Here is an 11797-nt window from a genome sequence, read left to right on the forward strand (position 1 = left end):
CGGCCTGGCCGACCGCGGCAAGACCGTCCTGGTCTCGAGCCACATCCTGGCCGAGGTCGAGCAGGTCGCCGACACGGTCTCGATCGTCGCGCGCGGTCGGCTCGTCGCGCAGGGCACGGTCGCCGAGCTCATCGGGCGGCAGGCCGGCACGACCGTGCGGGTCGGCGTCGAGGTGCCGGGCACCGCGGGCGACCTGCTCGCCGCCCAGGGCTGGGCCGTGCGCCGCGACGGGCACCACCTGCTGGTGGACGGCGCGCCGAGCGGCGCGCGCATCACGGAGGTGCTCGCGCGCGCGGGCCTGTTCGTCGACGAGCTCGTGCCCGTGCGCGTCGACCTCGAGTCGGTGTTCCTCGAGCTCACGGCCGGGCAAGGGCCAGGGACCAGAGCGCCCGATGCGCCCGACCACCAGCACGGTCGTCGTTCCGCGGGGGGTGCGGCATGACCCGCCTGCTGCTGACCGAGCTCTCCCGGTTCTTCTCCCGAGCGCTGCTGTGGGGGCTCGCGTGCGGCGCGCTCGCGCTCGCGCTGCTCGGCCCGTACTCCGCGTGGCAGGCCTCGGGCCCGCCCAGCGCGCAGGACATCGCGTTCGCGCAGGAGCAGGTCGACGCGTTCGAGCCCATGAGCCCCGAGGATCTCGAGACCTGCCTCGCGGAGGAGCAGCAGTACTTCGAGGACTTCCCCGACGAGAAGCCCGACGACTTCGTGAGCGGCTGCACCTGGGAGCCGACGCTCGCGGACTACCTGCCGTACCGCCACTACTTCGACTCCGACGCGCTCGGGGTCGTCACGGGCATCGCGCTCCCGCTCGCCCTGGTCGCACTCGTCATGGGCGCGAGCTTCGTCGCGGCGGAGTTCTCCACGGGCTCGATCGGCAACTGGCTCACGTTCGCCCCGCGGCGCGGCCAGGTGTACGCGAGCAAGCTCACCGCCGCGGCGCTGGGGACGCTGCCGACCGCGCTCGTCGCGCTCGCGGTGCTCGTCGGCGGGACGTGGGCGGCGTTCGCCGTCAACGACGCGATGCACGCTCCCGCGAGCCGCGGGGAGGGCACCAGCACCGTCGCGGACCTGCTCCAGGTCGGCGGACGCACCGCCGCCCTGGTGGTGGGGGTCGCGCTGCTCGGCGGGGCGCTCGGGTTCCTGCTCCGGCACACCGCCGCCGTGCTCGGCGCGATCGTCGGCTGGGTCGCGGTCGTCGAGGGTTACGTCGCGGCCATGGTCCCCGGTCTGCGGCCCTACCTGCTCAACCTCAACGTCGACGCGTGGGTCAACGGCGGCACGACGTACTGGGTCGAGAGGTGCGCACCGGACCCCGACCAGGGCAACGCCATGGTCTGCGACTCGGTCACGCACGTCGTGAGCCAGACCCACGGAGCGGTCGTGCTCGGCGTCGTCGGCGTGGTCGCCGTCGCCGTCGCCTGGCTCGTGTTCCGCCGCCGCGACGTGTCCTGACCTGCGCGAGCACCGTTGCGCCGTTCGGGCGAACCCTGCCCGCCCGGCTCGCGCGCGCCGGGATGCGCGCCGTTGTCACCAGGGACGACCCCGGAGGCCCCCATCAGCATGACCGAACCGGCCATCTCGACCCGTGGCCTGCGCAAGACCTACCGGAGGTTCGACCTCTCGCAGGTCGTCGCGGTCGAAGGGCTCGACCTCGACGTGCCGGCGGGCGGTGTGCACGGCTTCCTCGGGCCGAACGGCTCGGGCAAGACGACGACGATCCGGATGCTGCTGGGGCTGGCGCGTCCGGACGCGGGGCAGATCCACCTGTTCGGCCGGCCGGTGCCCGAGCGGCTGCCCGAGGTCGTCGGCCGGATCGGCGCGATCGTCGAGCAGCCGAAGTTCGTGCCGATGTTCTCCGCGCGCCGCAACCTGCGGATCCTCGCCACGGCCATCGAGGTGCCCGAGACCACGGTCGAGGACGTGCTCGAGCGGGTCGGGCTGCGCGAGCGCGCACGCGACCCGTTCCGCCGGTTCTCCCTCGGCATGAAGCAGCGCCTCGCGATCGCGGCCACGCTGCTCAAGGACCCGGACCTGCTGATCTTCGACGAGCCGACGAACGGGCTCGACCCCGCGGGGATCCGCGAGATCCGCGAGACCATGCGGGCGCTCGCCGACGAGGGCCGCACCGTCCTGGTCTCGAGCCACATCCTCGCGGAGGTCGAGCAGGTCGCCGACACGGTCTCGATCGTCGCGCGCGGGCGCCTCGTCGCCGCGGGTGCGGTCGGGGACCTGGTGCGTGGCCGGGGTCAGGTGCGGGTCGGGGTCGCGGACGTCGCGGCCGCCGTGCCGGTGCTGACGGCGCGCGGGTGGACGGTGCAGCCGGAGGGCGACGGGCTCCTCGTCGGCCGCGGTGACGGCGCGCGTGCCACCGCCAGGGACACTGGCGTGGAAGCCTCCGGCTCGGACGCCACCGGCTCGGACGTCACTGGCGTGGACGCCGCGCGGGTCAACGAGGTGCTCGCCGGTGCCGGGGTGTTCGCGCACGAGATCCGCACGGTCCGCGCCGATCTCGAGTCGGTCTTCCTCGAGCTGACCGCTGACGTCGGGGTCGGCGGGACGCAGCGGCGCCTGCGCAGCCGCTCGCACCAGGAGACCCGATGAGGGCGCTGCTGCGCGCCGAGCTCGCGCGCGTCCGGGCCCGCTCGGTGGTGTGGGGGACGGCGATCATCCTGGTCGTCGCGGGTCTCGGGCTCGTCATCGCGGCCTGGGACGACACCCGCCCGCCGTCGGCGGCGCAGGTCGCTGAGGGCGAGGCGGCGTACGCCGACTACCTGGAGTTCTGGCTCGAGGACCACGACGAGCAGCGGGCGGTGTGCGAGCGGAACCAGGCCAGGGACACGGTGGCGGACTGGGACTGCGAGCGGCTGGACGTGCAGCCCACGCTCGAGGAGTTCCTCGTCCAGGGGTTCCTGCCGTACCGGCCGGGCCTCGTCGAGACGGTCGACGCGCGGTTCGGCCCGGTGGGCTGGCTGCTCGTGGTGGGTCTGCTCGTGATGGGCGTCAGCCTGGTGTCTGCCGACTTCGCCTCCGGAGCGTTCGGGACGTGGCTGACGTTCGCGCCCCGGCGCGGACGCGTGCTGCTGAGCCGCCTGGGCGCCTCGCTCGTCGCGGCGGTCGTCGTCTCGCTCGTCGCGCTCGCCTCGACCGCGGCCGGGATCGTCGGCGTGCTGGTGTGGAACGACGCGCTGAAGTCCGGCGACGGCGCAGCGGCGGCGCTGTTCGCCCAGACCGCGGCTCGTGCGCTCGTCGCGGGCCTGTGGGCCACGACGGTCGCGGTGGGTCTCGCGTTCGCCCTGCGGCACGCCGCGGGGGTCACCGGCCTGGTCGTGTGGTGGGTGGCGGGCATCGAGACCGCGTTGCCGACGATCGTCCCCACCAGCTCCGCGTGGACGCTCGCGACGAACCTGCGCGCCTGGCTCGACGGCGGGACGACGTACGCGGTCGAGTCGTGCTGGGTCGACGAGGTCGGGGTGGACGTCTGCGGGCCTGTCGAGCACGTCGTCACGCAGCTGCAGGGCGGGCTGGTGCTGCTCGCGGTCGCACTCGTGTGCGTGGGGCTGGGTGCGCTCGTCTTCCGCGTGCGCGACGTGAGCTAGGGCGTCTGCAGGTCGACGACGACGCGCACCGGGTCTGCCAGCAGCGTGATCCGGACGGGTCGCTGCGCGTCGAGCCCGACGAACGACTGCGTCTGACCCTCGAACGTCAGCGGCCGGGTCACCTGCTGCACACCGCCGGTCCCCATGACGTCGTGGTCGAGCTCGTCGTGACCGGTGTCCATGGGGTAGGCCGTGCCGAGGAGGACGACCTGCAGCGTCGCGTCGCCGGCGACGTCGAGGACCTCGCCGCTGGGGTCGTCGACCGCCTCGTCGACGTAGCCGACGCGCCACCCGGGCAGCCCTTCGCCCGCGAGCTCGTACACGACGCGCTCGTAGCCGTCGTGCACCCCGATCCGCACGTCGACGACCGTGAGCCGGCCGTCCTGCGGCAGCTGCGAGAGCTCGGTCCCCGGCGCGGTGAAGGCGCCGCCCGTGGGCGCCGACGTCGGGGGAGACGTGGGCTCGGTCGACGCGCCCGGGGTGGGCGGCGTGCTCGTCGGCGTGCTCACGAGGGTCGGCGTCGGCGACGGCGTCCCGGCCTGGTCGTCGTCGGACGCGCCGCAGCCGGCCAACGTGAACGTGGCCGCCGCGAGCACCGCGACAGGCGCCGCCCACCGTCGGGCGGTCGGGCTCGTCGTGCGCATGCGTCCTCCGTCGCTCGAGCTGCGTGCCGGACCTGCGTGCCGGCCGCCATCCGTTCTCCGCTGTCACCGTAGGACCTCGCGTCCGGCGGCGAGGCCAGGAGCGCGCGACGGGCCTGACGAGCTCGGAGCCTATCCGCTATGCGGGCACGTGAGCCACGATGTGAGACGGCGTGGCGGGGACGTGACATGCAACCGACGCAGGCGTAACCTCGCCTCCGTGCAGACGATCCTCGTAGTACTTCCTGAGCGCGCCGGCTGAGGCCAGCAGTCCAGGCTTCGTCAGCGCGCTCACCCCTCGCACCGTCGGCAGCAGCCCGACGCGAGGGGTTTTCTGTTTTCACCGACTTGCTCTCACCGACCGACTCTCACTGACCGGCACCACCAGCACCACCACGCAGCACCCCGCAACCAGCAGCAGGGAGACACCGATGGTCCAGGGCCCCCACCCGGCACCGCCGCGGATGCCCGCGAGCCCCGCCGTGGTCGGCGCGACGGCGCGGCCCGCGCCCGCAGTCCCGACCCCCGCCGTCCCGTCGACGAAGCCCGTCCCGCCGACGAAGGTCGTCGAGCAGGTCTCGGGCGCGAAGTCGATCGTCCGCTCGCTCGAGGAGGCCGGGGCCGAGGTCGTCTTCGGCATCCCGGGCGGCGCGATCCTGCCGACGTACGACCCGCTCATGGACTCGACCCGGCTGCGCCACATCCTCGTGCGTCACGAGCAGGGCGGCGGGCACGCGGCCACCGGCTACGCGGCCGCGACGGGCCGCGTGGGCGTGTGCATGGCGACGTCCGGGCCGGGCGCGACGAACCTCGTGACCCCGATCGCCGACGCGAACATGGACTCGATCCCGCTGGTCGCCATCACCGGGCAGGTCGGCGCCGCGATGATCGGTACGGACGCGTTCCAGGAGGCCGACATCGTCGGCATCACCCTGCCCGTGACCAAGCACAACTACCTCGTCACGGACCCCGACGACATCCCGCGCGTGATCGCCGAGGCGTTCCACGTCGCGTCGACCGGGCGCCCGGGCCCGGTGCTCGTCGACATCGCGAAGTCCGCGATGCAGGCGCAGACCACGTTCACGTGGCCGCAGGAGATCTCGCTGCCCGGGTACCACCCGGTGACCAAGCCGCACGCCAAGCAGATCCGCGAGGCCGCGCGGCTGCTCGCGACCGCGCGTCGGCCCGTGCTGTACGTCGGCGGCGGAGTGATCCGGGCCGGGGCCGCCGCGCAGCTGCGCGCGCTCGTCGACGCGTCCGGTGCCGCGGTCGTCACGACCCTCATGGCCCGCGGCGCGCTGCCCGACACCCATCCGCAGCACCTGGGCATGCCGGGCATGCACGGGACGGTCGCGGCAGTCGCGGCGCTGCAGAAGTCGGACCTGATCGTCGCGCTCGGTGCGCGGTTCGACGACCGCGTGACCGGCAAGCTCTCGTCGTTCGCGCCGTACGCGACCGTGGTGCACGCCGACATCGACCCCGCGGAGATCGGCAAGAACAAGGCGGTCGACGTGCCGATCGTCGGCGACCTGCGCGAGGTCCTGACGGACCTCCTGCCCGAGCTCGAGCGCGAGCACGCGCAGCACGGCAAGCCGGACCTCGAGGCCTGGTGGCGCCAGCTCGACGCGTGGCGCGAGACGTTCGGGCTGGGCTTCGACGAGCCCTCCGACGGTCACCTCGCACCGCAGTACGTCATCCAGCGCATCGGCGAGCTCACCGGACCCGAGGCGACGTACGTCGCGGGCGTGGGGCAGCACCAGATGTGGGCCGCGCAGTTCATCAAGTACGAGCGGCCCAACTCGTGGCTCAACTCCGGCGGCCTGGGCACCATGGGCTACGCGGTGCCCGCGGCCATGGGTGCCAAGGTCGGCGAGCCGGACCGCACGGTCTGGGCGATCGACGGCGACGGCTGCTTCCAGATGACCAACCAGGAGCTCGCGACCTGCGCGATCAACGACATCCCGATCAAGGTCGCGGTCGTCAACAACTCCTCGCTGGGCATGGTGCGCCAGTGGCAGACGCTGTTCTACGAGTCGCGGTACTCGAACACCGACCTGCACACGGGCCACGACACCGTGCGCATCCCGGACTTCGTCAAGCTCGCGGACGCGTACGGCTGCGTCGGGCTGCGCTGCGAGACGAAGGCGGACGTCGACGCGACGATCAAGCGCGCGCTCGAGATCGACGACCAGCCGGTCGTCGTCGACTTCACCGTCTCGCGGGACGCGATGGTGTGGCCGATGGTCGCGGCAGGCCTGAGCAACGACGACATCCAGTACGCGCGGGGCATCTCCCCGGCGTGGGACCGGGAGGACTGAGCGGAATGCAGCGGAAGTTGAGGGCCGCAGCGAAGCAAGGCGCTCGGCTGCAGCGGAATGCAGCCTCAGGCCGACCGACGGGAACAGGGGACTGACATGAGCCGCCACACCTTGTCCGTGCTCGTCGAGAACAAGCCCGGCGTGCTCACGCGCGTCGCCGGCCTGTTCGCGCGCCGGGCGTTCAACATCCACTCGCTCGCGGTCGGCCCGACCGAGCACGAGGAGATCTCGCGGATCACGGTCGTCGTGGACGTCGACGAGCTCCCGCTCGAGCAGGTGACGAAGCAGCTGAACAAGCTCATCAACGTCATCAAGATCGTCGAGCTCGAGGACGCCGCGTCCGTCCAGCGCGAGCTGCTGCTCGTCAAGGTCAAGGCCGACGTCACGCAGCGCACCTCGGTGCTCGAGGTCGTCCAGCTGTTCCGCGCGCACGTCGTCGACGTCGTGCCGGACACCGTCGTGATCGAGGCGACCGGCTCGCCGGGCAAGCTCGACGCCCTGCTGTCGGCCCTCGAGCCGTTCGGGATCCGTGAGATCGTGCAGTCCGGCACCGTGGCCATCGGCCGCGGGTCCCGCTCGATCACGGACCGGGCGCTCGAGCGCGTCTCGCGCTCCGCCTGATAGACCACCGTCCAGACGCACGCTCGCGTGCTTGCCTCACCGTTCGATCCCCGAACGTCCACCTGAAGGAGAGACCCACCGTGGCCGAGCTGTTCTACGACGACGACGCCGACCTGTCGATCATCCAGTCCAAGAAGGTCGCCGTCGTCGGCTACGGCAGCCAGGGGCACGCGCACTCGCTCAACCTGCGCGACTCCGGCGTCGACGTCACCGTCGGCCTGCGCGAGGGCTCGCCGTCCCGCGCCAAGGCCGAGAACCAGGGCCTCAAGGTCGCCACGGTCGCGGAGGCCGTCGCGGGTGCCGACGTCGTCGTCATCCTGGCGCCGGACCAGGTCCAGCGCATCGTCTACCGCGACGAGATCGAGCCGAACCTCAAGGACGGCGCCGCGCTCGTCTTCGGGCACGGCTTCAACATCCGCTTCGGCTACATCAAGCCGGCCGCGGGGCACGACGTGCTCATGGTCGCCCCCAAGGGCCCGGGTCACCTCGTGCGTCGCGAGTACGTCGACGGTCGTGGCGTGCCGGTCATCGTCGCGGTCGAGCAGGACGCGTCGGGCTCGGCGTGGGAGCTCGCGCTCTCGTACGCCAAGGCGATCGGTGGCCTGCGTGCCGCCGGCATCAAGACGACGTTCACCGAGGAGACCGAGACCGACCTGTTCGGTGAGCAGGCCGTGCTGTGCGGTGGCGTCTCGCAGCTCATCCAGTACGGCTTCGAGACGCTGACCGAGGCGGGCTACCAGCCCGAGGTCGCCTACTTCGAGGTGCTCCACGAGCTGAAGCTGATCGTCGACCTCATCTGGGAGGGCGGCATCACCAAGCAGCGCTGGTCGGTCTCCGACACGGCCGAGTACGGCGACTACGTCTCGGGCCCGCGCGTCATCACGCCGGACGTCAAGGCGAACATGGGCCAGGTGCTCGCGGACATCCAGTCCGGCGCGTTCGCGGAGCGCTTCATCAACGACCAGGACGCGGGCGCGCCCGAGTTCAAGGCGCTGCGCGAGAAGGGCCAGAACCACCCGATCGAGCCGGTCGGCCGCGAGCTGCGCAAGCTGTTCGCGTGGGTCAAGCCGTCGGACTCGGACTACACCGAGGGCAGCGCCGCGCGCTGACCTGAGCCTCACGCACGACGAGAGCGCGGCGCCCAGACTCGGGTGCCGCGCTCTCGTCGTCCCCGCGCGTGCCGGACGCGTTCGTCGGGCAGGATGGGCGCACCGGTCCGGCGACGAGGGGTGTGGCATGAGCACGTACGACGACACGGTCGACCCGGCCGACGAGCACGCCGACATCGCCACGGACGGTGACGAGCGCATCACCGCGTTCTGGCAGGCGGCGCGCGGACACGTGGGCTTCGGCAAGCTCGAGGGGGTCGTCGGCGCGGTGCCCCTGGACGTCGTCCCGCCGCCGTCGTTCTCGTACGGCGAAGGCGCGGAGGCCGACGACGCGGTGCGCGCGATCCTCGCGCAGCAGCGCACGTCGGCGAGCACCGCGCGCGACGAGTTCGGCGAGGGCGACGAGCTGCCGCGCGTGGGCGACCTCGCGATCGTGCTGGACAGCGCGGGGGAGCCGCGCGCCCTGGTCCGCACGACGGCCGTGACCGTCACCGACGAGTCGGTCCAGGAGAGCTACGAGCTCGTCTACCCGACGCGCGGCCCGACGCCGGCGATCGACTGACGGGGCCCCCTGCGGCGGCCGGTGCCTGTGGCCGCATCGTGAGATGGACAGTCCGGGGAATGGGACGCGCGGTTAGGCTCAGGACATGAGCAGCAGCGCCACCGCCCGTGACATCAACCTCGCCGTCGTCGCCGGAGACGGCATCGGCACCGAGGTCGTCGAGCAGGGCCTGCTCGTCCTGGACTCGGTCCTGTCGGGCTCGGGCGTCGGGGTCGCGACGACGGACTTCGACCTGGGCGCTCGCCGCTGGCACGCCACCGGCGAGACGCTGACGGACACCGACCTCGAGGCGATCCGCACGCACGACGCGATCCTGCTCGGCGCGATCGGCGACCCGAGCGTCCCCTCGGGCGTGCTCGAGCGCGGCCTGCTCCTCAAGCTCCGCTTCGCCCTGGACCACTACGTGAACCTGCGCCCCGGCAAGCTCTTCCCGGGCGTGACCGGACCGCTGGCGAACCCCGGCGAGGTCGACTTCGTCGTCGTCCGCGAGGGGACCGAGGGCCCGTACGTCGGCAACGGCGGCGCGATCCGCGTCGGGACGCCGCACGAGGTCGCGAACGAGGTCAGCGTCAACACCGCGTTCGGCGTCGAGCGCGTCGTGCGTGACGCGTTCGCCCGTGCCGCCGCGCGTCCGCGCAAGAAGCTCACGCTGGTCCACAAGCACAACGTCCTGGTGCACGCCGGCCACCTGTGGCGCCGCACGGTCGAGGCCGTCAACGCCGAGTTCCCGGACGTGACGGTCGACTACCTGCACGTCGACGCCGCGACGATCTTCCTGGTGACGAACCCGAGCCGGTTCGACGTGATCGTCACGGACAACCTGTTCGGCGACATCCTCACGGACCTCGCGGCGGCCATCACGGGCGGTATCGGCCTCGCGGCCAGCGCGAACATCAACCCGGACCGCACGGCGCCGAGCATGTTCGAGCCCGTGCACGGCTCCGCGCCCGACATCGCGGGTCAGGGCAAGGCCGACCCGACGGCCACGGTGCTGTCGGTCGCGCTCCTGCTGGACCACCTGGGCCTGCACTCGCAGGCCCGCACGGTCGAGGACGCCGTGGCGGCCGACCTGGCCGAGCGCGGCTCCGCCGAGCGAGTACGTTCGACGGCCGAGGTGGGCAAGGACCTCGCCGCGCGCGTCGCCGGCTGAGGTCGCACCCCGTCCCACCGAAGGCCGTCGCCGGGTACCGTCAGACCAGTCCCAGGTGAAAGGCCCCACCATGAGCACCGTCGCTTCCTCCACGTCGGCCGACCTCTTCGAGGTGCACGCGTCGGCGAACCCCGTCCCCGCCGACGAACGAGCCGAACTGCTCGCCGCGCCGCGCTTCGGGACCGTCTTCACGGACCACATGGCCCGCGTGTCCTACTCGCAGGCGGACGGCTGGCACAGCCGCCGCGTCGAGCCGTACGGCCCTCTCCAGCTCGACCCCGCCACCGCGGTGCTGCACTACGGCCAGGAGATCTTCGAGGGTCTCAAGGCGTACCGGCACGCCGACGGCTCGGTCTGGACGTTCCGGCCGCAGGCCAATGCCGAGCGCTTCGCGCGGTCGGCGTACCGGCTCGCGCTGCCGCAGCTGCCCGAGGCCGACTTCCTCGGCTCGATCGAGGCGCTCGTGCGCACCGACCTCGCGTGGGTCCCCACGGGCGAGGAGACGAGCCTGTACCTGCGGCCCTTCATGTACGCCTCCGAGCCGTTCCTCGGCGTGCGGCCCTCGCTCGAGGTCGAGTACCTGGTGATCGCCTCGCCCGTCGGCCCGTACTTCTCCGGCGGGGTCAAGCCCGTGGCGATCTGGGTCGACCAGGAGCTGCACCGCGCGGGTGCGGGCGGCACGGGTGCGGCCAAGTGCGGCGGCAACTACGCGGCGAGCCTGCTGCCCCAGCAGCTCGCGTACGACCAGGGCTGCGAGCAGGTGTGCTTCCTCGACGCGTCGACGAACACGTACCTCGAGGAGCTCGGCGGGATGAACGTGGTCGTCGTGCACGCCGACGGCTCCGTGGTCACGCCACCGGTGTCGGGCTCGATCCTCGAGGGCGTGACGCGCTCGTCGATCCTGCAGCTCCTGAGCGACGCCGGGCACGAGGTCGACGAACGTCCCGTGGCCCTCGCCGACCTGCGCGCCGGCCTCGCGGACGGCTCGATCACCGAGGTGTTCGCGTGCGGCACCGCCGCGGTCATCACGCCGATCGGGCGGCTCAAGAGCACCGACTTCGACCTCACGGTCGGTGACGGCGGGGCGGGCCCCGTCACGATGCGCACGCGCGCCGAGCTCACCGACATCCAGTACGGCCGCGCGGCCGACCGGCACGGCTGGCTGCACCGCCTGGTCTGAGGCGACGAAGCACGACGACGAGAGGGGACGCACCTACCCGGGCGTCCCCTCTCGTCGTGCTGTACCGCCCCAGGTCCGTACCGCCCCAGGTCGTGAACCGCCTCAGGTCGTGAACCGCCTCAGGTCGTGACGACCGCCGTCGTGCGCGCGAGCACGCCGGACAGCAGCGACCAGATCGCGACACCGATCAGCAGGTTGACCAGACCGGTGCACAGCGCCGACGTCGTGTCGTCGGTCCACGTCAGCGGCAGCAACGCCGCGACGACGATGCCGAGCGCGAGGATCCAGCCGAAGAACGCGCGAGGGCGGGGCGTCGAGACGACGAGCAGGTGCAGCAGCGCGGCCGCGGCGATCGCCGCGACGAAGCCCGCGAGCCCGTACGCGAGGTAGTCGTTCTCGACCCCGGCGGGGTCCTTGACGACGAGGTCGACGTCGAGGATCGACTGGAGGACGAGCACGCCGACCACGCCGACGAGCGCGGCGACGAGCGCGGTCGCGAACGCGCCGCCCCAGAACGGGCCGGCCCGCAGCACGACTCGCGACCGTGGCGGCGGCGTCGGCCCGGGTGGTGCCCACGCCGGGGGAACGGCGCCGGCCGGGGAGCCGGCCGGGGTCACGGCGGG

At 72.5% G+C, this 11797-nt stretch carries 11 protein-coding genes and 1 pseudogene; 10 read left to right on the top strand and 2 right to left on the bottom strand.

Annotation, left to right across the window (positions count from 1 at the left end):
• The 4 genes and pseudogenes from CWIS_RS19530 to CWIS_RS13335 form a co-directional block, all read left to right on the top strand.
• Positions 1-442: pseudogene (locus CWIS_RS19530) on the top strand (ABC transporter ATP-binding protein); the annotation flags it as partial.
• On the top strand, positions 439-1449 hold the full coding sequence (locus tag CWIS_RS13325) for an ABC transporter permease subunit (RefSeq protein ID WP_053071733.1): 1011 nt from the start codon (positions 439-441) through the stop codon (positions 1447-1449). The pseudogene CWIS_RS19530 and the gene CWIS_RS13325, both read left to right, overlap by 4 nt.
• A 108-nt stretch (positions 1450-1557) precedes the next feature.
• Positions 1558-2598, top strand: a complete 1041-nt coding sequence (locus CWIS_RS13330; RefSeq protein WP_048343793.1) for an ABC transporter ATP-binding protein — start codon at positions 1558-1560, stop codon at positions 2596-2598.
• Positions 2595-3593, top strand: a complete 999-nt coding sequence (locus CWIS_RS13335; RefSeq protein WP_048343794.1) for a hypothetical protein — start codon at positions 2595-2597, stop codon at positions 3591-3593. The genes CWIS_RS13330 and CWIS_RS13335 overlap by 4 nt, the downstream gene beginning before the upstream one ends.
• On the opposite strand, the gene CWIS_RS13340 is transcribed toward CWIS_RS13335, so the two are convergent.
• A complete protein-coding gene (locus tag CWIS_RS13340; protein ID WP_053071734.1) occupies positions 3590-4237 on the bottom strand; it encodes a hypothetical protein in 648 nt (215 codons plus the stop codon). The two genes, CWIS_RS13335 and CWIS_RS13340, sit on opposite strands and share 4 nt — an antisense overlap.
• A 428-nt stretch (positions 4238-4665) precedes the next feature.
• Here CWIS_RS13340 and CWIS_RS13345 point away from each other — a divergent pair, with 428 nt between their 5' ends.
• The 6 genes from CWIS_RS13345 (at position 4666) to CWIS_RS13370 (ending at position 11174) form a co-directional block, all read left to right on the top strand.
• Positions 4666-6552 carry an acetolactate synthase large subunit gene (locus tag CWIS_RS13345; RefSeq protein ID WP_048343795.1) on the top strand — a complete coding sequence of 629 codons (1887 nt, stop codon included), beginning with the start codon at positions 4666-4668 and terminating at the stop codon, positions 6550-6552.
• A 96-nt stretch (positions 6553-6648) separates the two neighbouring features.
• Entirely contained in the window at positions 6649-7173 is a 525-nt protein-coding gene (gene ilvN / locus CWIS_RS13350; RefSeq protein WP_048343796.1) for an acetolactate synthase small subunit, read from the top strand.
• A gap of 80 nt (positions 7174-7253) precedes the next feature.
• Complete coding sequence (ilvC, locus tag CWIS_RS13355) at positions 7254-8282, top strand: ketol-acid reductoisomerase (protein ID WP_048343797.1); 1029 nt, start codon at positions 7254-7256, stop codon at positions 8280-8282.
• Positions 8283-8409: 127 nt separating this feature from the next.
• Complete coding sequence (locus tag CWIS_RS13360; RefSeq protein ID WP_053071735.1) at positions 8410-8844, top strand: hypothetical protein; 435 nt, start codon at positions 8410-8412, stop codon at positions 8842-8844.
• Positions 8845-8929: 85 nt separating this feature from the next.
• On the top strand, positions 8930-9994 hold the full coding sequence (locus CWIS_RS13365; RefSeq protein ID WP_048343798.1) for a 3-isopropylmalate dehydrogenase: 1065 nt from the start codon (positions 8930-8932) through the stop codon (positions 9992-9994).
• A gap of 70 nt (positions 9995-10064) precedes the next feature.
• Positions 10065-11174 (top strand): branched-chain amino acid aminotransferase, encoded by a 1110-nt coding sequence (locus CWIS_RS13370; protein ID WP_048343799.1) that lies wholly within the window; start codon positions 10065-10067, stop codon positions 11172-11174.
• A 119-nt stretch (positions 11175-11293) separates the two neighbouring features.
• On the opposite strand, the gene CWIS_RS13375 is transcribed toward CWIS_RS13370, so the two are convergent.
• On the bottom strand, positions 11294-11797 hold a 504-nt coding region (locus CWIS_RS13375), incomplete at its 5' end, for a DUF6069 family protein (RefSeq protein ID WP_369796584.1).

Origin of the sequence: Cellulomonas sp. A375-1, assembly GCF_001040865.1 — a bacterium.
In the GTDB taxonomy this organism is placed as follows: domain Bacteria; phylum Actinomycetota; class Actinomycetes; order Actinomycetales; family Cellulomonadaceae; genus Cellulomonas; species Cellulomonas gelida.

Excerpts from the sequence above, each read along its gene's own strand:
- CWIS_RS13325 (WP_053071733.1), top strand. The coding sequence starts at position 439 with ATGACCCGCCTGCTGCTGACCGAGCTCTCCCGGTTCTTCTCCCGAGCG.
- CWIS_RS13365 (WP_048343798.1), top strand. The coding sequence starts at position 8,930 with ATGAGCAGCAGCGCCACCGCCCGTGACATCAACCTCGCCGTCGTCGCC.
- CWIS_RS13370 (WP_048343799.1), top strand. The coding sequence starts at position 10,065 with ATGAGCACCGTCGCTTCCTCCACGTCGGCCGACCTCTTCGAGGTGCAC.
- CWIS_RS13330 (WP_048343793.1), top strand. The coding sequence starts at position 1,558 with ATGACCGAACCGGCCATCTCGACCCGTGGCCTGCGCAAGACCTACCGG.
- CWIS_RS13345 (WP_048343795.1), top strand. The coding sequence starts at position 4,666 with ATGGTCCAGGGCCCCCACCCGGCACCGCCGCGGATGCCCGCGAGCCCC.
- CWIS_RS13360 (WP_053071735.1), top strand. The coding sequence starts at position 8,410 with ATGAGCACGTACGACGACACGGTCGACCCGGCCGACGAGCACGCCGAC.
- CWIS_RS13335 (WP_048343794.1), top strand. The coding sequence starts at position 2,595 with ATGAGGGCGCTGCTGCGCGCCGAGCTCGCGCGCGTCCGGGCCCGCTCG.
- CWIS_RS13340 (WP_053071734.1), bottom strand. The coding sequence starts at position 4,237 with ATGCGCACGACGAGCCCGACCGCCCGACGGTGGGCGGCGCCTGTCGCG.
- ilvN (WP_048343796.1), top strand. The coding sequence starts at position 6,649 with ATGAGCCGCCACACCTTGTCCGTGCTCGTCGAGAACAAGCCCGGCGTG.